General features: G+C 55.2%; 18 protein-coding genes and 1 tRNA gene. 6 read left to right on the top strand and 13 right to left on the bottom strand.

Translation table 11 applies throughout. From position 1 onward, the window contains the following. Nucleotides 1-17: 17 nt before the first annotated feature. From AC4LF3_RS18900 to nikR, 7 genes are all read right to left on the bottom strand, one after another. Nucleotides 18-776, bottom strand: a complete 759-nt coding sequence (locus tag AC4LF3_RS18900) for a WecB/TagA/CpsF family glycosyltransferase (RefSeq protein ID WP_019367272.1) — start codon at nt 774-776, stop codon at nt 18-20. After that, a complete protein-coding gene (locus AC4LF3_RS18895) occupies nt 769-1,644 on the bottom strand; it encodes a glycosyltransferase family 2 protein (RefSeq protein ID WP_010796164.1) in 876 nt (291 codons plus the stop codon). The genes AC4LF3_RS18900 and AC4LF3_RS18895 overlap by 8 nt, the downstream gene beginning before the upstream one ends. A gap of 195 nt (nt 1,645-1,839) precedes the next feature. After that, nucleotides 1,840-4,062: a polysaccharide biosynthesis tyrosine autokinase gene (locus tag AC4LF3_RS18890; protein WP_010796163.1), complete on the bottom strand. Its 2,223-nt coding sequence runs from the start codon at nt 4,060-4,062 to the stop codon at nt 1,840-1,842. Between the two features lie 17 nt (nt 4,063-4,079). Beyond that, on the bottom strand, nt 4,080-4,517 hold the full coding sequence (locus tag AC4LF3_RS18885) for a low molecular weight protein-tyrosine-phosphatase (RefSeq protein WP_491836159.1): 438 nt from the start codon (nt 4,515-4,517) through the stop codon (nt 4,080-4,082). 194 nt (nt 4,518-4,711) lie between these two features. Then, nucleotides 4,712-6,130, bottom strand: coding sequence for an undecaprenyl-phosphate glucose phosphotransferase (locus AC4LF3_RS18880; protein WP_010796161.1), 1,419 nt, complete (start codon nt 6,128-6,130; stop codon nt 4,712-4,714). Nucleotides 6,131-6,653: 523 nt separating this feature from the next. Continuing rightward, nucleotides 6,654-8,141 carry an MDR family MFS transporter gene (locus AC4LF3_RS18875; RefSeq protein WP_491836158.1) on the bottom strand — a complete coding sequence of 496 codons (1,488 nt, stop codon included), beginning with the start codon at nt 8,139-8,141 and terminating at the stop codon, nt 6,654-6,656. A gap of 225 nt (nt 8,142-8,366) precedes the next feature. Next, nucleotides 8,367-8,801 carry a nickel-responsive transcriptional regulator NikR gene (gene nikR / locus AC4LF3_RS18870; protein WP_010796159.1) on the bottom strand — a complete coding sequence of 145 codons (435 nt, stop codon included), beginning with the start codon at nt 8,799-8,801 and terminating at the stop codon, nt 8,367-8,369. 97 nt (nt 8,802-8,898) lie between these two features. On the opposite strand from nikR, the gene nikA reads away from it, so the two are divergent. Genes nikA through nikE form a run of 5 tightly spaced genes read left to right on the top strand, consistent with a single transcriptional unit; the run spans nt 8,899 to nt 13,812 of the window. Further along, nucleotides 8,899-10,452: a nickel ABC transporter substrate-binding protein gene (nikA, locus tag AC4LF3_RS18865; protein WP_491836157.1), complete on the top strand. Its 1,554-nt coding sequence runs from the start codon at nt 8,899-8,901 to the stop codon at nt 10,450-10,452. A 3-nt stretch (nt 10,453-10,455) separates the two neighbouring features. Further along, a complete protein-coding gene (gene nikB / locus AC4LF3_RS18860; protein WP_125888480.1) occupies nt 10,456-11,400 on the top strand; it encodes a nickel ABC transporter permease subunit NikB in 945 nt (314 codons plus the stop codon). Then, nucleotides 11,394-12,239 carry a nickel ABC transporter permease subunit NikC gene (nikC, locus tag AC4LF3_RS18855; RefSeq protein ID WP_491836156.1) on the top strand — a complete coding sequence of 282 codons (846 nt, stop codon included), beginning with the start codon at nt 11,394-11,396 and terminating at the stop codon, nt 12,237-12,239. Before nikB ends, nikC begins: the two co-directional genes overlap by 7 nt. Continuing rightward, complete coding sequence (locus AC4LF3_RS18850) at nt 12,239-13,012, top strand: ATP-binding cassette domain-containing protein (protein WP_491836155.1); 774 nt, start codon at nt 12,239-12,241, stop codon at nt 13,010-13,012. The genes nikC and AC4LF3_RS18850 overlap by 1 nt, the downstream gene beginning before the upstream one ends. Further along, nucleotides 13,009-13,812 (top strand): nickel import ATP-binding protein NikE, encoded by an 804-nt coding sequence (nikE, locus tag AC4LF3_RS18845; protein ID WP_491836154.1) that lies wholly within the window; start codon nt 13,009-13,011, stop codon nt 13,810-13,812. Before AC4LF3_RS18850 ends, nikE begins: the two co-directional genes overlap by 4 nt. Here the strand turns inward: nikE and AC4LF3_RS18840 are convergent. The 6 genes from AC4LF3_RS18840 to AC4LF3_RS18815 form a co-directional block, all read right to left on the bottom strand. Continuing rightward, nucleotides 13,809-15,032: a methyltransferase gene (locus tag AC4LF3_RS18840; protein ID WP_491836153.1), complete on the bottom strand. Its 1,224-nt coding sequence runs from the start codon at nt 15,030-15,032 to the stop codon at nt 13,809-13,811. The genes nikE and AC4LF3_RS18840 overlap by 4 nt on opposite strands. A gap of 57 nt (nt 15,033-15,089) precedes the next feature. Beyond that, nucleotides 15,090-15,842 carry a transporter substrate-binding domain-containing protein gene (locus AC4LF3_RS18835; RefSeq protein WP_010796152.1) on the bottom strand — a complete coding sequence of 251 codons (753 nt, stop codon included), beginning with the start codon at nt 15,840-15,842 and terminating at the stop codon, nt 15,090-15,092. 190 nt (nt 15,843-16,032) lie between these two features. Further along, nucleotides 16,033-16,108 (bottom strand) — tRNA-Phe (locus tag AC4LF3_RS18830). A 114-nt stretch (nt 16,109-16,222) separates the two neighbouring features. After that, on the bottom strand, nt 16,223-16,495 hold the full coding sequence (locus AC4LF3_RS18825) for an oxidative damage protection protein (protein WP_010796151.1): 273 nt from the start codon (nt 16,493-16,495) through the stop codon (nt 16,223-16,225). Then, complete coding sequence (gene mutY / locus AC4LF3_RS18820) at nt 16,492-17,556, bottom strand: A/G-specific adenine glycosylase (RefSeq protein WP_434154168.1); 1,065 nt, start codon at nt 17,554-17,556, stop codon at nt 16,492-16,494. Before mutY ends, AC4LF3_RS18825 begins: the two co-directional genes overlap by 4 nt. Then, nucleotides 17,553-19,772, bottom strand: coding sequence for an AsmA family protein (locus tag AC4LF3_RS18815; protein ID WP_491836152.1), 2,220 nt, complete (start codon nt 19,770-19,772; stop codon nt 17,553-17,555). The genes mutY and AC4LF3_RS18815 overlap by 4 nt, the downstream gene beginning before the upstream one ends. 310 nt (nt 19,773-20,082) lie before the next feature. On the opposite strand from AC4LF3_RS18815, the gene AC4LF3_RS18810 reads away from it, so the two are divergent. Then, nucleotides 20,083-21,741, top strand: a complete 1,659-nt coding sequence (locus tag AC4LF3_RS18810) for an OFA family MFS transporter (protein ID WP_010796148.1) — start codon at nt 20,083-20,085, stop codon at nt 21,739-21,741. Nucleotides 21,742-21,743 lie beyond the last annotated feature (2 nt).

Genomic DNA, 21,743 nt, shown 5'->3' with positions numbered 1-21,743 from the left:
AATGCAGTCGCAATCGATTAATTTACTTCTTCACTGCTTCGTCTTCCTGATCTTTCTTTGAGATAGATAGGAAGAATATGGGTGGCGTCATGAACATAGCGACGCACCAGACGCTGGGGCTCCGATAGCATTCTATGCAGCCACTCGATACGGGCTTTCTGCATCCAGACCGGCGCTCGCTTCAGGCTGCCGGTAGCAAACAGAATCGAGGCCCCGATGCAAAGGCCAACGCCTGTACGCTTGGTAGCATCGACCATGCTGGCCAACATTTCCTGCCGTGGCGCACCAACCGCGTAGAAAATGAGGTCCGAAGGGTTGGCATAGATGAAGTCGAGGCACTTCTGCACTTCGTCAGGCTTGTTGATAAAGCCCATCGGAGGGTTGTAATGATTCAACCGGATACGTGGATACAAAGCCTTGAGCTTTACCACGTCCTTTTCTTCGGAGCCAATCAGCGTAATGGACAAGTCTTCCTGGTCGGCTTTCTTCAGAAGCGAGACCGTAAGGTCGCTGCCCGTGATTACTTCCTTGACCTCAACGCCCAGGGATTTGAGCAAGGGCGACAGGATACGGCTATCGCAGACACGCTTGTCAGCGGTGCGATACGCCTTTTGCAGATTCTCGTTTTCCTGGAACTGGACAACGTGATCAATGTTTGGCGTAACGATATAGGTGTAGGGTTTTTTCAGGCTGGCTGAAATATGCTTCAGTAGCTCATCCTTGGTGCCCAGGAAAAAGTCGATACCGAATGCCTGGCTTACTACTCCATTAGACATGCATTGTTGCCCCTTTGAACGCGCCCTTGATACCAGACCAGGCCAGCTTTGGACTTTTGTATTCCTTCAATACGGTTATGCCGGACAGGAAAACCGCAGACATGAGTGCATACGGTGAGCCATAGAACTTCTTATTGAAGCGAGTGGCTGCACGGTTACGGAAGTAGTAGTAAAACTCGGACTTTCCGCCTGAGCTCATTGAGCCATAGTGATAGAGCTGGCTATCCGGTGCGACATACAGTGCAATACCGTGCTTTTTCGCCTGGTGCTGCCAATCCACTTCTTCGGAGTACATGAAGTAGGATTCGTCCATGTAGCCAACCTTATCCAGTATCTCGGCGTTGAAGGCCAGGCTGCAGCCCATGATGTAGTCCGGCTCACGGTTGAGCTGGCCGATCTCATCAATGGAAAGCCCTTTGCCGAGAAGCTTGGATTTGCCTAGCAGGGGATACATGATCCCGCCACCATAGCATTCGATCTTTCCTGTTTGAGAACTCAGAATGACCGAGCCGGCAATGGTGTTCTTGTCAGCCGTGATCTTATCCAGTAACGGCTTGAAGGCATCGTCTTTAACATAGGCGTCGTTGTTGAGAATCCAGAAGTTCTCAACCTTGAACTGTTCGCGTGCCCATTTCATTCCAAAGTTGTTACCACCGGCATAGCCGCTGTTAACAGGGCTGGCGATAACGGAAACCCGGTCTACGTTATGGGTTTCTTTCCATTGTTTCATCGTTTCGTAAGAGCCGTCCTTGGAGTCGTTATCTATCAGGACGACATGATCGATTGTCTTACAAAAATTAAGAATACTTTCAGCGCAGGAAATGCTTTCTTGCGGAGCTTTGTAGTTCAGCACCATTGCAACGTTCATTTCGATATCCCTTTAGCCTAGAAAATCAATTTACTGATCTGAAACGGTCAAAAGCCTTGAAATAACGTAGGAGCTCAAAAGAGCTCCTACCTGTGGACTTTTATGCTTCATCGTTCAATTGAAGCTTTCTCATGCTATGCATGGTGCTTTTTAGTCCCATTCCATGTTTGCAAGCGCTGCTGCCTATAACAGGCTTCAGCTCTTGCTTGGTCTCTCATAGGCGTACTGATAGTTACCGTAAGAGGAATAGTTGGAAGCCTTGCGCTCTACAGCGTTCAGGATCACACCCTTGAGCGGTACACCATTGAGATCAAAGCGACGCTTGGTAGCCTCCAGCTCCTTGGCACTGTTCATGCCGAAGCGGGCGACGATCAGGCTGGTACCTACATGGGCGCCAATGATGGCGGCTTCGGTTACGGCCAGGATCGGCGGAGTATCGATGATCACGATGTCATACAGGTCGCCGAGCTGCTTCAGAACAGTGGTAAAGCGATGGCTCATCAACAGTTCGGAAGGGTTTGGCGGGAACTGGCCACAAGACATGAAATCAAGCATGTCGACTTCGGTCTTCTTGATGGCATCGTTGATTGCAATGCGATTGCTCAGCAGGTCGGATAGACCGTCTTTCTGCTTCACATTGAAGATCTTGTGCATGTAGCCCTTGCGCATGTCCCCGTCGATCAGCAGAACGCGCTGACCCGACTCGGCAATAACAGCTGCCAGGTTGGACGAAACGAAGGACTTACCGACATCCGGGCTTGGGCCGGAGATCATCAGAATGTTGTTCTTAGCCTCGATCATCGCAAAGTGCAGGCTGGTCCGCAGGCTACGCAGCGCCTCGGTACTCAGGTCCGTAGGATGAGCGATGGACAGCAGCGCCGATTCGCCAATCTTGCGGGAGCCGCGGCCAAAGAGCTTTTCGGATTCGGACTGGTTGCGGCTGTACGGAATCGAAGCATAAACCGGCAGACCCAACTGCTCGATGGCTTCAGGTGTTTCAATACCGCGCTTGAGGGTATGGCGGGTATAGATAACGGCCAGGCCCAGCAGGCAGCCCAGAACCAGTGCAGCAACTACGATCAGCGGCTTGTTGGGGCTTGCAGGATCATCAATGTTCGCGTTTGCATTATCGATGATACGCACGCTGCCGACAGTACCAGCACGGATAACATCAAGCTCCTGCACCTTGTTCATCATCAGGGTGTAGGTCTGGCTGGTCACGTCAACGTCACGCTTGAGGCGGAGCAGCTCTTGCTGAGTGGAAGGCAGATTGCCTACGCGCTTCTCAAGCTTGTCCTTTTCAACTTCAAGCTGGCGCAGCTGGCCGAGTACGGCCTGGAATGCCGGGTGCTGAGTGGTGAACTTGCGGCTCATCTCAACACGCTTGAGGTTCAGCTCGGAAATCTGGCCATCCAGCGAAACGATCTGATCCAGAACACCCTTGGTCTCGCTGTCGATATCAACAGAGCGGCGGTTGGTCTGATATTCGTTCAGCGCACGCTGCGCGTCTTCCAGTTCTTTCTTGACAGAAGGAATCTGGCTACGCAGGAACTCAAGGCTCTGAGTCGATTCTGCTGCGTTGCGGTCAATGTTCTGAGCAACGTACAGATCGATCACTTCTTGAACAATGCGCTGAGCACGCAGAGGATCGGAGTCCTGCAGGGCAACGGACAGAATGCCTGACTGCTTGCCACGCTCGCCTGCGCTGATGCGGCCCTGGTATTCCTGAATTGTTCTGGACAGTCGCTTCTTCATGACTGTGAATTCAGTACCGGGACGTGCTTGCAGCTTGCTGACCTGGATGAAATAGCCATCCTGCTCGACAGGCTGGTTGACAGTGCCGTGCAGCAGAATCTGATTGTCGGCATCGAAAACCGTGAAGCTCTGGTTTTCTTCGACTTTCAGTGTCATAGGCTTGTCCTGGGCGCTGTCGGGGACGCGCAGCTCAGCAACTTCTACATCCTCACCGCCCCAGGCAAAGCTGTTCAGGCCCAGAACAGGGGAGGCAACTTCGTCTTCGCTTTCAGCTTTGAAATGACGAGCGACATAGCCACCAAAAATAGGGAAGTACTTGGGCGTTACGACAACATCCAGGTGCAGATTCTTGACCGCGTTGCCAATCACCAGACGGGATTTGAGCAACTCGATCTCAGTCACTGCCTCCGGAAGTGGCGGTGGCATGCCGGATGTTTGATCAGTCAGGCGTGTTACACCTTTCTTTTCTTCGATCTGCAGCATTGCATTGGATGCATACATGGGCGTAGCCAGCATGGCATAAGCAATACCGAGGAAAGTGAAGATACCGATAATAGAAAGAAGCTGCCATTTGTAATCAACGAGGATTCCAAACAGTGCTGAGAAATTAATATCGGTATCGTTCTTAACTTCAGTGGCCGTAAAACGAGGCATCGTGGTCATGAAATTCCTTCTTCCCCTTATCTAATGTATGGAAGCCAGCTATCTACGCATTTTGCTAAAAGTATATGTACTTCTTTGAACATTTCTTTTGAGAGGCGGTATGGATCGGGTACCTCACGGTTATTTACCCATTTACCAATCAGAAAAACTCTCCCTTTGATTTCTGGCGCCATACTTTCAACAGAACGAGAATGAAATTCTTCCATCGTCAAAATAAGGTCTGCCTTCCGAAGCATTTCTGCATCAACCTGGCGAGCTTTATGTGTCGATAGCTCAAATCCGTTTTCTCTTAGTACTTCTTGAGCCGTACTATCCATAGGGCGGCCTACCAATGCACCAATACCCGCTGAACTGACTTCTATATTCCGCCCTTTCAGGCCTTCACTTAGAAGCGTTTCGGCCATTGGACTTCTGCAAATATTTCCAACGCAAACCACTAAAACTGACTTAATCATGAAAACTCTTCCAGACGGGAAATCAGATGCTCTTGATGGCATTTACCAATCGTATCTGGAGCTCACCCTGACATGTCTTCCGCATCTGAACTCCTACTGGGATTCGATCAGGCAAGCTCTGACATCTCTACCTTAGAAAGTTCAGCTGTTGCCGGCCTGAATCACTTTTCGGTCGTCAGGTCCGGCAGCAGTTCTCAGTAAGCGTTCTTGTTGATGAAACCCTTGAAGAGGGTCAGGAAGATGATCTTGACGTCCCACCAGAAGGACCAGTGGTGAATGTAGTCCAGGTCGAACTCGATGCGCTTCTGCATCTTGTCCAGGGTATCCGTCTCACCACGCCAGCCGTTGACCTGGGCCCACCCTGTAATACCGGGCTTGACCTTGTGGCGCAGCATGTAGCCTTGAACCAGCTTGCGGTACTGTTCGTTGTGAGCAACCGCATGGGGTCGTGGGCCTACGATCGACATCTCACCACGCAGTACGTTAATGAACTGGGGAAGCTCATCGAGTGACGTGCGTCGTAGGAACGAGCCAAAGGGTGTGATGCGGCTGTCGTTCTTGGTCGCCTGCGTCACCTTCTCGCCATTCTCCATGACCTTCATGCTACGGAATTTCCAGACTTCGATCGGCTTGCCGTCCATGCCATAACGCTTCTGGCGGAAAAATACCGGGCCAGGAGAGGACAGCTTGATGCCAATGGCGATAACCAGCATGGGAATGGAAATGATCGACAGAATGATCAGGGACAGAACGATGTCCTCGATACGCTTGACGATCAGGCTGGCACCATCCATTGGCGTATCGAAGATACTGATGCTGGGCAAACCATCGATGCTTTCGCTGCGGGCATGGAGCAGGTGGAACATGAAGACGTCAGGAATGATGTAGACCGAAGCGGTCGTATCGCTGAGTTCTTGCACCAGCCAGTTGATGTGCTCCTGGTGCGCCATGCTCAGGGTGATATAGACCTTGTCGATATAACCGGCGCGCGCATCGTCTACCAGCTGTTCCAGGTTGCCACGAATCGAAAAACCGGGCTCGCTACGGTTGAGCTCGGGATGGTCTAGCGGATTCTCGACATAAAAACCGAGCAGTTGCAGGCCCATCCATGGCGCTCTGTCGATTGTATGGGCAAGACGCTGACCGATCTTGTCGGCACCTACGATGGCTACTCGGCGCGTATTGAAACCGGCTTTTCGCAGCGAGTGCATAACAGAGCGCAGCAGCACCCGATATCCGCACAGGCCAATCAATGAAAGAGCCAGCCATGCCTTCATGGTACTGCTGATTAAAAAGGATTCATTAAAGAAGAAATAATCAACCATGAAAACAGTTGAGAATGTTAATACCCAATAAGTTGATATTTTTATTAGTTCATTGGATATTCTTTCGCCACGCCATGAAAGATACATTTGATTCATTTCTGTCAGGAAATGAAATATCAAAAGAGCAAGGAATACTATTACCCAGTGCTCAGGTTTCATGGGGACGCCAGGAATCACGGAGCCAGCCAGATAAGCTGTTCCGGAAATTACCATTAAATCTAACAAGCGATGTGATAATGAGATCGCTGATGAATTCGAATGTAAAATACCACGTTCTTTAAAATTCATAGTTCCATCCTTGTGCATAAACGTATGCACGAACTTCAACAGGACCGAATAGTCATGGACAACGATCGATGAACATTCGTAGTCGATAACAACCGAACGTGTTTAGGATTCCATCGCGCTGACTCAGGGAATGCTTCAACGGTGACTATAGCCGTCGGTAGGACCGCCCGAAGATTCAAAGGTTCCTTGACTTTGAAGCCCTCGATAAGTGGTTACCGACTCATTCAAGGAGCAAAAGATGAAGGCGTGGTTATAGTCGTTTTAAAAGGTGAATTGGATCACCTTTTAATGGTTAAAAGTGGGCGGATGTTCAAGTTTTATAGGTATTCCAACACCGATAAACGGTGCTCATAGGGATAAAAGGTCGCTGTGAATCTGTTACAAATTCTAGAAAATTCTTTTTGAAACCTGTTCGTTAGACCTTGAGTGACAATTGTTGTCTTTGCGGCTTGAAAGATCATTGGATTCCTTCACGTGCTTCAGATGGAGCGTGCTCGATATACCGCTCCGCGTATCGCTTGGATCATCGATCTGCCTTGTCGGTCCGGCCGCGCAAGGGACGCTCGGGTACAGACAAGGCGCAGGCAAGTGCGAGCAGGGAAAGCCCAGCCGATACCAGAAACAGTTTATGAAAGGTTGCAAGAAGCGTTTGGCGTAATGGATCGATCGTACCGGCTGACCCTAGCAAGTATGTCAGCAGCACGTTTTCAACGGAGCCCGCATAACCCTGCATAGGGGGTAGCCATAGCAAGAGTAGTGCAGACAAGCCAGCGGCGCCTACCGCACCTCCTAGTGAACGAAACAGCGAAATCGTACTGGACATAACCCCGATATCAGCCTGTGGAACAGCATTCTGGGCGGCAACCAGTGCAGTGGGAAACTGCATGCCCGTTGCAAGTCCTGCCAGAAACAGACTGCCGCCGGCCAGTAACCCGCTGCGCGGATCAATAAAGGCAAGTATTACTAGTGCGCATGGCATGATTAGCGTACCCACCAGGATCTGAGGTTTATAACGTCCCAGCACGGCGGTCAGTCGCCCACAGGTAAAGGCACCCAAGGGAATGCCCGCTGCAAACGGAATCAGATGCAGTGCCGCTTTGCTCATGTCATGGCCGGCGCCAGCTTGAAACCATAAGGGGATCAGCAGCGTTAGCCCTATGGCCTGGAAGTTGGTAAGGAAGTTGAGCATACAGCAGAGCCCGGCCGTTCTGTTCCGGAGTAGGCGTAAGGGCAGAAGTGGTTCTCTGGCGCGCTGCTCATGGTATGCGAATAATGTCAAAGCTGTTATTGCCGCAGCGGCAAGCCAGAGAAGATAGCCGCTGCTTAAGGGCGCTCCTTTGCCGATCAATGTTGTAGCCATTAAAAGCGCAGTAAGGCCGGTAGCCAGTAGCAGAATGCCCGGGTAGTCAATGATGGCCTTGCGGCCGGGCACGGGAAGGCTGGCTAGAACGCGGTAACAAATGAAGAGCCCGGCAATGCCAACGGGCAAATTGATCCAGAAAACCCAGCGCCAGGATAAATACTCGGTCATCAAGCCGCCCAATACGGGGCCTGCGATACTGGCCAGCGTATACATGCTGCTGATATAGCCTTGATAACGGCCTCGCTCGCGTGGCGGTACGACGTCGCCAATGACCGCTTGGCTTACGGCAATCAGCCCTCCTGCACCCAAGCCCTGTAAGAGTCTGGCCAGGATCAGTTGGGGCATGTCTTGGGCGAGCGCACAAGCGAGTGACGCTACCGTAAAGAGGCTGAAAGCTGCCGACATCATCTTTTGTCGGCCATAGAGGTCGCCAAACTTTCCGTAGAGCGGCATCGAGACGGTCATGGCAACCATGTAGCCCGATATTACCCAGGCTAGAAGTCCGGTATCATTGAGCTGTGCAGAGATGGCCGGCAGCGAAACCGCCACGATCGTTTGATCCAGAGCGGCCAGCAAAATAGCCAGCATGGGTGCCGGCATAATGGCCTTTATGCGATGTGAACGTGCCGCGTCTGAGTTCAACTGCATTCTCGATAAGATAGGAACGATACCGGTCTGTTTCCATGATCGCTTCGTAGTATCAGTAGCAATGTATGGATAAGGCCTAATAAGGACAGGTCTGCCTCCTTTTTATAGTGCTTTTTTCTAAGGCTGAAATTTTCTTATTCACCTATTGAAAATTACCAAAAGCCTTGGTATCAGGGCTTTTCCTACAGGCTATACAGAAACTGCGCACAGAGTTATCCACAGGCTTTAGAGGTCATGCTCATGGGTATGAGTGGCAGGGGGCATCGGTACGATGAACGCTCTGCCATGGCGTACCCCACGCTCTGCAGTGACATGCTGGGCCAGCTCTCGGACCTCCGCGGTAGTTCCCTTCAACACTGAGACCTCCATGCAGCTTCCATGATCCAGATGGACATGCAAAGTAGCCAGTGTAAGGTCGTGGTGGGCATGAAACGTACGGGTCAGCCGCTTCGAGAGTTCACGAGCATTATGGTCATAGACATAACTCAAGGTGGCGATACAGGTGGAGTCGGCTGGCAGATCCTGCGCGACGGGTTCGCGCATGCCTTCTCTCAGCAGGTCCCGGATGGCCTCGGAGCGTCCTTGATAACCGTGGCTCGCCACACGATCGTCAACAGCGGCCAACAGGTCGTCATCCAGTGTAATCGTTACTCGTTGCATAAAAACCAATCACCTTCAGTATGAAGTTTTCTCGTAGACATCATACTCTTCCCTGACTATTCTCCCGCGCTTGTCTACGCATAACGGGAGTGGGAGTGTGAATCAGCTTGGCTTCAAGAGAAAGCTCGGGGTGCTTCTATTGGCAGCGGGATTGGTTCTGCCTGTTATGGCGCAAGCTGAGGTGCTTACCTACTCCTGGCCGACGAATGCCGGGCCGCTTGATCCTCGCGGTTATTCACCGAACCAGATGTATGCCCAGGCGATGGTCTATGAGCCACTGGTACGCTATAAGGCCGATGGCAGTGTCGAGCCCTGGCTGGCGACCCGGTGGGATATATCCCCGGATAGACGGACCTATACGTTTATCCTGCGCGATGGCGTGCGCTTCAGTGATGGCAGCGTGTTTGATGCGGCAGCGGCAAAAGCCAATATCGAAGCCGTTCTGGCAAATCGCAAACGGCATGCCTGGATGGAGCTGGTTGAAACCATCGATCATGCCGAAGCGCCAGATGCCCATACGCTGCGTCTGGTTTTAAAGCATCCTTATTATCCTACCCTGCTTGAGTTGGCACAGGTGCGCCCCCTGCGGTTTGCAGCGCCCAATGCTCAACCTGGACAGCCGATAGGAACAGGCCCCTGGCAACTGGTTGAAAGTCGTCGAGGCGAGTTTGATCGCTTTGCCCGCAACCCTTATTACTGGGGCCCAAAGCCTGCCTATGACGAGGTACTGGTTAAGGTCATTCCTGACCCGAGTGGGCGGGCGATTGCGCTCGAGACGGGGCAGCTTGACCTGATCCAGGGTTCCGAGGGTGAGGTTTCCGCCGACACTTTCGTTCGCTTGAAACAGGTGGGCTACCATACGGCTATCTCAGCGCCTCTGGCGACCCGGGTCATTGCACTCAATACCAACCTTGCGCCTACCAATGAGCTGGCGGTGCGACAGGCCATCAATTGGGCCGTCGACAAGGATGCGATCGTCAAGCACGTCCTGTATGGCCTGGAACCACGGGCCGATACGCTTTTCTCAACCAACCTGCCGTATACCGATGTTGGCCTGAAGCCGTATGGCTATTCTCCTGAGAAGGCTAGCGAGGCGCTGGAGCAGGCTGGTTGGATACTGAATCCAGGCGAGAAGATTCGCTACAAGAATGGGCAGCCGTTACGCCTGGAGCTGTGCTTCTATGGGGCAAATGCACTACAGAAGAGTGTGGCTGAGGTTGTTCAGGCCAACCTGGGTAGTCTGGGTTTCGATGTGGTTCTCAAGGGAGAGGACGAGGGGGCTTTGGTAGAGCGCCAGCGTGATGGTCGCTTTGGAATGATCTTCGCAGAGACATGGGGAGCACCCTACGATCCGCACTCTTTCGTCAGCTCCATGCGTTATGCCGGGCATGCGGATTATCAGGCACAGAAAGGCCTGCCAATGAAGGCCGCCATTGACCAGAAGATCGGTGAAATATTGGCGTCGGTAGAGGAGGGCAAACGGCAGGCGCTCTACAAGGACGTGTTGACTACTTTGCATGAGCAAGCGGTTTACGTGCCGATTTCATACCTGACCGCTACCAGCGTAAGCCGCGATTCAGTCGAAAACTTGCAGTTCGGCGCGACTCTTTTCGACGTGCCTTTCGAGGTCATGAAGCCGGGCGGAGAGTAACTTATGCTGCGTTATATCGCCTATCGGCTGGCCCTGCTGATACCCATCCTGCTTGCTGTTTCGCTACTGGTATTCGTGCTGCTGCATATGGGGCGGGGTGATCCTGCTCTGGATTACCTGCGTCTCTCCCAGATTCCGCCTACGGACGCGGCCCTGGCGGAGGCGCGGCATACGCTGGGGCTCGATCGTCCTTTGGTTGAGCAGTACTTGATGTGGCTCTGGCGCGCGCTGCATCTGGATTTCGGAACATCATTCGTGACGGGACGGCCCGTCCTGGGTGATCTTCTCTATTACCTGCCCGCCACCCTTCAGCTAGGAGGCGCTGCGCTGGCGGTCACTTTGCTGGTCAGCTTGCCGCTGGGCATCTGGGCGGCCCGCAGACCGGGTGGCTGGCCGGATCAGCTTGTACGGTTTATCGCCTTTTTTGGCGTTTCGATGCCCAATTTCTGGCTGGCGTTCCTGATGGTCGCCCTGTTTTCCGTGACCCTGGGATGGCTGCCTCCCATGGGGCGGGGAGGAATAGCGCATCTGGTCATGCCGGTACTGGCAGTGGCGCTGATGTCGTTATCGATCAACGCGCGACTTCTTCGTGCCAGCCTATTGGAAGCCAGCGGGCAGCGACACGTTTTGTACGCGCGCCTGCGTGGGCTGCCGGAAGGGCAGGTATGGCGCAGACATATCCTGCGCAACGCCTGGCTACCCGTCGTGACAGCCATCGGGATGCATGTCGGTGAATTGATTGGCGGCACGCTGGTCATCGAAACGATTTTCGCCTGGCCCGGGCTGGGCCGTTTTGCAGTCAGTGCCGTTTACAACCGGGACTTCCCCGTATTGCAGTGCTTTACGCTGCTGATGACCGGGCTGTTTGTCCTCTGCAATCTGGTTGTGGATGTACTGTACGCCTGGCTCGACCCTCGCACGCGATTGGAAGGAGCACAGGCATGCTAGTACAGACGATGAACGCGCCCCGGACGCGCTCATGGGGGGCTTGGCTGGGTGGTGTATTGGTCATCCTTCTGCTCGCCTTGACGCTGCTGGGGCCCTGGTTGGCTCCCTACGATCCGACTGCCGTCGATGTGAGCCAGCGGCTACAGGGGATGAGCGAAGCACATTGGCTGGGAACCGATCATCTGGGTCGTGACGTCCTGTCGCGCCTCATTACTGGGGCACGTTTGTCCCTGGGTACGGTTGTGCTGACGCTATGCCTGATCCTCACGCTTGGCATTGTCGTAGGCGGTGTGGCCGGGTTTATCGGTGGTCGACTGGACACGGTGCTGATGCGAGTCGGCGAGTTGTTCATGACCGTACCCACCTTTGTTCTGGCGCTCTTCTTTATTGGTGTGCTGGGAACAGGGCTTTCGAATGTCATCCTGGCCATCGCCCTTTCGCATTGGGCCTGGTATGCCCGAATGGTTCGCAGCCTGGTGATCTCGCTGCGTGGGCGAGACTATCTGCTGGCATCCCGTCTGGCGGGTGCGTCACGTCTGCAGAGCTTTGTCAGCCACATTCTGCCGAGCGTGCTGGGTCAACTGATGGTCCTGGCCTCGCTGGATATCGGCCACATGATGCTGCACGTATCAGGTTTGTCCTTTCTCGGTCTGGGTGTCAACCCACCTACGCCGGAGTGGGGCGTGATGATCAACGACGCCAAAGAATTTCTCTGGACGCATCCTCAACTCTTACTCTGGCCGGGTCTTATGATTTTCCTGACCGTAATGGCCTTCAACCTGCTTGGGGATGCGTTGCGGGATCGCCTGGATCCCTCGCTGCGCACAGGAGGGCATTGATGGGTCGTGTATTGGAAGTCCAGGGCCTGACCCTGGCTGTTAATGATCACGTCTTGGTCAAGGATCTGAGCCTGACGGTCAGGACCGGGCGTGTTACCGCTTTGGTGGGTTCCAGTGGCTCTGGCAAATCCATGACCTGTCTGGGCATGCTCGATCAACTTCCCGCAGGCGTGACAAGGGTGTCAGGACACGTGCTGTGCGACGGACAAAGGACGAGCGGCGAGCATCTGCGGGGGCGTCAGGTTTCCATGATCATGCAGAATCCCCGTTCTGCCTTTAATCCTGTACTGACGATGCGGGCGCATGCCTACGAGGTGCTGGCGCTGCGTAACATCCGTGGTGCAGATGCCCAGGCGCGTCTGGACGCCTGCCTGGTGGATGTTGGCCTGAATACTTCCTCTCAGGTGCTTGACCTTTATTCCTTTCAAATGAGTGGCGGCATGTTACAGCGCATGATGATTGCGTTGGCACTGCTGGCTGAAACCCCTTTTCTATTGGCCGATGAACCAACAACGGATCTTGATCTGCTCATGCAGGCACGTGTGCTGGATGTACTTGATCGACTGGTTGAAGAGAAAGGTCTGGGAATTCTGCTGGTAACGCATGACATGGGAGTTGTTGCCCGTTGCGCCCACGATGTGTTGGTGATGGATGAAGGGAGCCTTGTGGAGGCTACGTCTGTCGAGCAATTGTTTGACGCACCATGTAGCCCTGCCGCGCGTGATCTGCTGGCTGCGCATCAGGCGCTCACCTTGGCGGAGGATTATGAATGAGACTGCTCAGCACTGAGGGTATCGGGCACGGCTATCGCTCGGGAGGTTTCTGGTCACGGCGGCCCTTGCAGACCGTATTGCATGGTGTGGATTTTCACATTGACGAAGGGGAAAGCGTTGGTCTTCTGGGAAACAGCGGCAGTGGTAAAAGTACATTGGCGCGTCTGTTGCTGGGACTTGAAAGACCGGTAACCGGGCGCGTCAGCTTTCGGAATGAGGTGCTATCCGAGCTACGGGGTGAAGCGCTTCGTACGTTTCAGCGCCGTGTCCAGTTGGTCTTCCAGGATGCACCAAGCGCATTCAACCCTCGCCACTCGATTGGCTGGAGTCTGTCTGAACCGCTTCGACACTTGATGGGTCTTTCCAGGCCGGACTGTTTGCGGCGAGTCGCGCAGCTGTTGGAGCAGGTTGGATTGGCGGCTTCTATAGCTGACAGGCTCCCCGGCCAGCTCAGTGGCGGACAGCTCCAGCGGGTCGGCATTGCGCGGGCGCTGGCATCAAACCCCTCGCTTATTGTACTGGATGAGGCGCTGTCCAATCTGGATCGAGTCCTTCAGGTGCAGATACTGGATATGCTCAGCGAAATACGTGAAACGCAAGGAACAGCCTTTCTGTTGATTACCCACGATCTAAGCCTAGTACAGCGGCTGTGCCATCGGGTGGCTGTGCTGGATCAGGGGCGGCTGGCCGAAGAGTGTAAGGTAACCACGGGGCTGCGTTTTGAGCATCCGGCTGGAGTGGCGTTACAGAAAGCCATTCTGCCGGCTCGACCTGTAAGGCGCGCGCCGGCCGTTCTCTAGGGTTTCTCAGCCAGCAGCATCAGATTGCGGGGTGTCAGGCTAGGGTCGCAAAAACTGCCTAGTCTGACCTCGTAGCCCTGTTCCTCCAGAAAGAGCGCCCGATCAAGGAGCAGCCAGAGCTCGAGCGGCCGCCGGAAAAGACCGCGGACCAGTTCAAGATTGCGAACAGCGGCGAGACGCTTCCAGCCGGCGGCCTCAAGTGCCTCCCAGTTGCGCTCAGGGATGGGCGGCAAGCCTTTGAGCGTGGCAAGCTCCAGGCAGTAGTCGCGAAAGGTGCGTTGCAGCCAGTGGGTTGCCAGTGGAGGAGTAGGAAGGTATTCATCGGCTCCGCAGATCTCTCGCTGAAGCAGGTCGAATGCCAGCCTTCTGGCCATGGAGAGGTCACGCTGGCGGCGAACCCGGGCACCGGCGGTCACGGTTTCACACAGGGGCAGCCCAAGGTCCTCCTTGCTCAGGAGAAGTGCTGACTGCCTGGCGTTCGCGGAAAGCGGGCGGTACTCATCGCCGCTGATACGGTTATAGCAACAGGGCGCTAACGCCAAGGCAGAGCAGCCTATCTGGCTGGCTACCTGCATCAACCGCACATGGAGATCACCGCACGCATGCAGCGCTACAGGGGTGTGAAAGGCCTTAAGCCTTTCCGTAACAGAATCAGCCATTACATCCTGTTCATAATGATGGGCTGAAAGCCCCAGGCGCTTGCTGATACGTTGCCCTGTCTCTACCAGTGAGGAATCGTATTCCAGACAGTCGAACGCAGCGCCATGGACGCCCAGGCGTCGTCCTAAATGACCTTTGCCTGAGCACCAGTCCAGCCAATGCGAGGGAGGGCTGCTGAACAAGGCGTGGTGAGCGAAGGCCTCCACCTGCTGCCATTTGCGTCCCGGCACGTCCACGCTCAGTCTGTTAGGCGCTTCGCTGTACTGCCTGGGCAACTCGCCGATCATGCACAGCTGACGTGCCTCTTCGGCCCAGGCTGGAAAAGGCGAGGGGGCCTTGAGTGCATGGGGATGTGTATGCGTAGCCTCCGCCTCTTCAAGTGAGCGGGCGCGAAGCCACGAGGATAGCCCCGGGTTGGTCTTCTCCCAAGGCAGTGTTGGCTGGGTGAACGGCTTGGGTCGCCAGAGCGCCTGGTGCTGTATCAGGAAGCTGTCCAAGGCATTGAAGCGTGCTTCTAACGCACTGCCCTGGAGGAAGGAAGCAGGATAGGTCTCACTCATGCCGATCACGGAGGCTAACGGGGCGGCGAAGCATAACGCACCGCCCTGTCGCTGTGATCAGTAGAGGCTGAACGGAAAGTATCGGGCGTTGATCTGCTGGTATGTCCCGTTGGCGAGAATACCTTTGAGAGCTTCATCCAGGCGGGCTTTCAGCGGATCGTTCTTGCGTACCGCTATCGCAATGCGGTCCTTTTGCAGGACGGGTTCGCCTTTAAGCTCGAAGCGTTGCCCCTCTGGGGTCTGCAGCCAGGCGTAATGCGCAAAGCGGTCTCCCAGTACGGCATCCACACGCCCATCTGCAAGGGCTTGGTTGGCTTCCTCCTGGGAGTCGTAGAAGCGCATGTTGACCTGACCGCCCAGATGGTTGGAGAGCCAATCTGCCGAAAGCGTCGCGCGGCCGGCACCGATAACCTTGCCTTTGAGTCCGCGGGGGTCTGTGCTGAACGGTTTATCCCTGGGGGCAATGAACTGAATGCTGTTCATGTAGTAGGGGATAGTGAAGGAGACGAGCTGCTCGCGCTCCGGTGTGATCGACATCGAGGAAATGATGGCGTCGAACTTGCGTGCGTTCAGTGAAGGCAGCATGCGATCCCAGCTGGTAATCACGAACTGGCATTGCACCTTGAGTTCTGCACACAGTGCCTGGGCAATATCTACATCGAAGCCGGTCAGCTTGCCGTTACCACTAACGCTACTGAACGGGGGGAGCGAGCCTTGAACGCCCACTTTGAGAACGTCGGCCGCCAGAGCTGTGCCGCACAGGCTTAAACCCGTCATCAAAGAAATAACCCATCGCTTGAGCCGCTTCATTCACTCCTCCATCTACAGGTCTGTATAAGCTTTACAGCTGTTTAACCGCAAGTTGTCAAATAAAAGACCCAAGACGAGCAATTGGGCGAGCGGGAGAAAATCGTGCTGAAGCCTTTCAGGGCAGTGATACGAGGCGGGACAAACATGCAGGCAAAAAAAAGCCCGATCAGTGATCGGGCTTTTAGAATCATGGTGCCCAGGGACGGAATCGAACCGCCGACACGGGGATTTTCAATCCCCTGCTCTACCAACTGAGCTACCTGGGCAACGGGGCGCATTAAACCGTTATAAACGATTTGTGTCAAGCGCGAGTTGAAAAAAAATTCAATTTTTACCGTGACTTAAGTGTTTAGCCCAAAATCAGAAGGGCTAGCCCCAAATCATTCGCTTGGCGGTACGTATCCTTCGGCTTGCGCGTACTCTTCGCCAGAAAGGAATTTATCCATTTCCTGCTGAAGAAATTTACGGTCGTCGGCATTCATCATGTTCAGACGGCGCTCGTTGATCAGCATGGTCTGATGTTTCTGCCAGTCATCCCAGGCCTGCTTGGATACATTCAGGTAAATGTCCTCGCCCTTGGCGCCCGGATAAGGCGGGCGATCCAGGCCAGGCAGTTCTTGCTTGAGCTTGCGGCACATGACAGTGCGGGTCATACGGTTTCTCCTTTCAACGCCTCTTCGGCGCGCTTGAGCAATTTCTTGACCGGGGCTGCCAGCCCCAGGCGTGGCGGATTGGCGAGGTTATACCAAAGCCAGTCCGGTTCGGTCATGGATTGATTACGGCTGTCCACATGAATCAGCCAGGGCTCGATGTTGAGCTGGAAATGGCTGAAGGTATGTGTAAGGCCAGGCAAGGCCTGACGCTGTTCCATGATCAGGCTGTGGCGCTCAGTCAGGGCCCCCAGCTGATCGACCGTATCGAGCTCAGGTGGACTCCAGAGACCACCCCAGAGCCCGGAAGAAGGGCGCCGGTGGAGCAGGATGGCATTGTCATCATTGATGATCAGTGGCATCAGGGTCCGCTTTTGCGGCAAGGTCTTCCGTGGCTTGGGTTCGGGAAAATCCGTTTCACGTCCCAGCCGATGGGCCTGGCAGCCTTCTTTCAATGGACAGAGCAGGCAGGTGGGCTTGCTGCGTGTGCACAGTGTAGCGCCCAGGTCCATCATGGCCTGAGTGTAGTTGCCCACACGAATGTGAGGTGTATAGCGCTCCGCCACGTCCCATAGCGCTCGGGCGACGGCGGGCTCGCCGGGATAGCCGGACTGTGCCGAATAGCGCGCCAGAACCCGCTTGACGTTGCCGTCCAGAATCGGTGCGCGAATGTTCATGGACAGGCTGGCAATGGCACCTGCCGTCGAGCGGCCTATGCCTGGCAGGTCCACGAGGGCTTCGACACTGCGTGGAAACTCACCGTTGTGCTCGGTGACGACAATCTTTGCCGTCTTGTGCAGATTTCGGGCGCGACTGTAATACCCCAGTCCCGTCCAGAGGTGCAGTACTTCGTCTTCAGAGGCAGCGGCAAGCGCCTGGACATCGGGTAACGCCTGCATGAAACGGTCAAAATAGCCCAGCACTGTACTGACCTGGGTCTGCTGGAGCATGATCTCCGAGACCCAGACCCGATAAGGGGTGATGTTCTGCTGCCAGGGCAGGTCCTTGCGGCCATGAATGTCGTACCAATTCAGGACTGCGCTGGAAAAGCGTTCCGGATTCATCGTTTGTGGAATAACCCCTTGATGGCATCTTTGAGTTCGGGACTGACCTTGTCTCCGAGCTTTTCATCCAGTTTCTCATTAAGTCGATCACCCGCCAGTCGGGCGACGATCTTGCTCATGCCGTCGCGATCCAGGCGGCAGGCTTTGGCGCCCAGCTCCAGCGGACCCCGGCAATGCAACGGCCACTCGATGCCGGTATAGCGCTCATTGACCTGACAGGCCGGGTCGGGCATGTCGCTCTTGTCGCCTTCGACGGTTACGCCAATGCGGTAGTCCAAGCCCAGCACGCGTAAGTCGATGTCACCGTTGCCCTTGGCCGTCAGGCCGGGAATGCGGGCAATCAGGTCCTGGTTGCTGGCGACTCCATTATTGATGGTCAGACTACCGCTCAGCTCGCGGAACGGAGTGTCCTGGCCATCATGCGCACTGGCAAGTGTCTTTTTGTTGAGCAGCGCGATGCCCTGGCAGAGCTGGCCCTCTAGGTTGGCATTGGCCAGGACACCATTGCTCAGACGAAAGCGCGCCGTTCCATCCAGGCTATCCATCCATGCCTTCTGGCTATTGCCTTGCGCGGTCAGGTTGGCATCCAGATCTAGCGCCCCCCGTACGGGTGGCTTTTGGCCCTGGGCCTGGAGAATTTTTTCAACCGGTACCTGAGCAATACGTTCGGTCACATTGAGTTTGGGTGTGATTCCTCGAACATCAAGGGCACCATTGGCCTGAAAGCGACCGCTGAACAAGTCGCCACGCAATTCGCTCAGTGTGACGAGGCCGTCTTTACCGTTGAGCTTGAGGCTGGCGTTATCAATAGGCAGCTTGGTGACCACGAAGTGATCCAGGTTGAGCGAAGCGTTCAGATCCAGTGCTTTGAGCCGCTCTACAGGAAGAATGTCCTCACTGCTCCAGGCATGCTGAGTGGGGGAGGAGGGAAGCGGTGAATTGCCCTGGCTGGCAACCGCATCGGCTGCAGTCACTTCGTTCTGGCGAGCTGTATTGCTCTCGTGCTGAGCGGCAGCCGTCTTGGCGGGCAGGTAGCGATCCAGGTCGAGGCGATCACCTTTGAGGTCAATACTCAAGGCTTTACGGGCGAAGTCTTCTACGGCAATACGACCCGAGAAGGTGCCGCCATCCAGTACAAGGTTCAGGTCTTCCAGCGCCAGGCTGTTCTGGCTGCCGGACAGGCGTGTATTGAACTCAACCTGCTTGAGGGTGTTGGCGTCAGCCATTTCCGGCAGGGCGACACCAATGCCGGTCAGAAAGGCGCGCAGATCGGTCTGTGCAATGGACAGGCCGCCTTCAAGCTTGGGTGCCTTTTCAAGGTCATGCACTTTGAGTTCACCCAGCGCCTTGAGCTGGTTGAAAGTCAGCTTGAGGCCGTTCCACTCAGCAACCTGAGCGGCCCGGTCCAGAAGAAGTTGACCTTCCGCTGAATATTTCAGCAGCTGTCCGCCGAAGGGTTCGCCTGTGGCATCGCCGGACAGGTTGGCATTGTCCAGCTGGTAACGTTGCAAGGCATTGTCAAAGCGCAGCTCGCCAGTCAAGACCACCGAGGCATTGATGGGCGGTTGATTGGTCGTGAGGGTGCCCAGCAGTTTCAGCGGAATATTGGTACCTTCGCGGATGCTGCCAGTGCTCAGGTCAAGGCCTTCGAACGCATAATGCGCGCCGCTGCGGGCATCGCTGTAATCGAGGCGTGAGTCCTTGACCGTCAGGCTATCGATATCCAGCTTGAGTGGACGGCGTGGCGTGTCATCCTGGCCAGCTGGCTGCTCCGCCGGTTGGTCGTTTGGCGTACCGGGGGTTTTATCGGGTGCGGGGCGGCCAATGTTTTCCCAGTTGGCCTGGCCTTGTTCGTCGCGTGCCAGCGTCAGGTTGAGGCCGTCCACGCGAATATCACTCATCTCGACATCATGGCGAAGCAGCGGCAATACGCGCACCGAGAAGCCCAACCGCTGTACGTTGGCAAGCGGCTTTTGTGGTGTGGTGGCACTGGCGATGGTCGCATCATGAAGTTGCAGGCCAAGCCATGGAAAGAGGCTCCAGCCTATATCGCCGTTAAGGGTCAGCTCGATGTTGGCCTTGTCCCGGGCAAGTTGGCGGATTTCGTCTTTGTAATCGTTGGGGTCGAACAAGTGGGTCAAGGCAAAGCCCAGCGCCACGATGATCAGCAGCAGCCCAAGAAAGACAAGGCCGAGCACTTTTCCGAACGCTTTCATTGACGGGTCCTTATCTAAAACTTAAGTAATGGCCGAGTATAACGCTGCCAAGTGGTCGTTTTGGCTGGATGAACGTCAGAAGCGCGATATCGGCCTCAGACTCTCTGTCGCGCTGTAAATGCCGTTTGGCGTGTAGGCACGAAAAATTGAGTGCTGTGCTCTGGTATTTACACGCCATGCGCTCTATTGTCGCGCCCCGACTAAAGGAGAATTCGTTCGCGTTTTTGAAAAAAACGGTGCGTTGGGGAATGCCCGGTCTTTTCTGCGAACACTTCAGCGAGTCGTCAACACTTCATATAGGGGATTTCTCATGAGCATTACGCTCACACAGAGCGGCACTTCCGCTCGTCCCGCTTTCCTATCCAAGGAACGGATCGTTGCCACCCATGGCTTCAACCGCTGGCTGGTACCGCCAGCAGCACTGGCCATTCATATGTGTATCGGCATGGCCTACGGTTTCTCCGTATTCTGGTTGCCGCTGTCTCGTGCCGTTGGCATTGATGCACCCATTGCCTGCGCGCCCACCATGGGCTTTTTCGATCAGCTTTTCGCCACGGGCTGCGACTGGAAAATCTCCCAGTTAGGCTGGATGTATACCCTGTTCTTCCTGTTCCTGGGCTGCTCGGCTGCCTTTTTCGGTAGCTGGCTGGAGCACGCCGGTCCTCGCAAGGCAGGCGTCGTGTCGGCATTCCTGTGGTGCGGCGGTCTGGTGATCTCGGCCATGGGCGTGTATACCCACCACATCTGGCTGCTCTGGCTGGGGGCTGGTGTGATCGGGGGGATCGGGCTGGGGCTTGGCTATATTTCGCCAGTTTCGACACTCATGAAGTGGTTCCCTGACAAGCGGGGCATGGCTGCCGGCATGGCGATCATGGGCTTCGGCGGCGGTGCGATGGTCGGTGCGCCCCTGGCCGACATGCTGATGCGCCATTTTGCAACGGCTGAAGATGTTGGTGTCTGGCAGTGCTTCCTGGTCCTGGCCGGCGTCTATTTTGTCTTCATGATAGGTGGCGCGCTTGCGTACCGCGTACCGCCGCCTGGCTGGCGTCCGGAAGGATGGTCGCCTTCGCTGAAGAAGACCGGTAATGACATGATCACCAGTCGCCACGTGCATGTCAGCAAGGCCTGGCGCACGCCCCAGTTCTGGCTGGTGTGGGCGGTACTCTGTCTGAACGTTTCCGCTGGTATCGGTATCCTGGGTATGGCATCGCCCATGCTGCAGGAAGTATTCGGTGGTCGCCTGATCAGCGTTGGTATCCGCTTCAATGACCTGAACAAGGATCAGCTGGCGCAGATCGCCACGATCGCTGCCGGCTTTACTGGCCTGCTCAGTCTGTTCAACATCGGCGGTCGTTTCTTCTGGGCATCGTTCTCGGACTTTATCGGTCGCAAGATCACGTTTTTCGTGTTCTTTGCGCTGGGTTTTGCCTTGTACGCGATCATTCCGTGGACCAGCCACATGGGCAGCGTAGCGCTGTTCGTGTTCACGTTCTGCCTGATTCTGTCCATGTACGGCGGCTGCTTCGCTACCGTGCCGGCTTATCTGGCGGATCTCTTCGGTACGCAGATGGTGGGGGCGATCCATGGTCGTCTGCTGACGGCCTGGGCCGCTGCCGGTATTTTCGGTCCGGTGCTGGTGAACTACCTGCGTGAATACCAGCTGGGCCTGGGGGTTCCGCGTGCAGCTGTCTATGACACTACGCTGTATATCCTGTCGGGCCTGCTGATCCTCGGCTTTATCTGTAACCTGCTGGTACGCCCAGTGGCAGACAAGCACTTTATGACCGAGGCCGAGCTGGCTGTTGAGCGTTCCAAGAGCAACGACAACAACTTCGACAATCTGGTAATCGAATGGTCGGCTGACCCGTCCAGCAAGACCTGGGTCATTCTGGCCTGGGCTGTGGTCGTCATTCCGTTGGCATGGGGTGTTCTCATTACCCTGGGCAAAACGGCTGTGCTGTTCGGCTAAGC

Source organism: Pseudomonas sp. C2.3V (genome assembly GCF_058536325.1).
The sequence above is the reverse complement of the archived record's forward strand: the minus strand, read 5'-3'. Positions and strand labels throughout refer to the sequence as shown.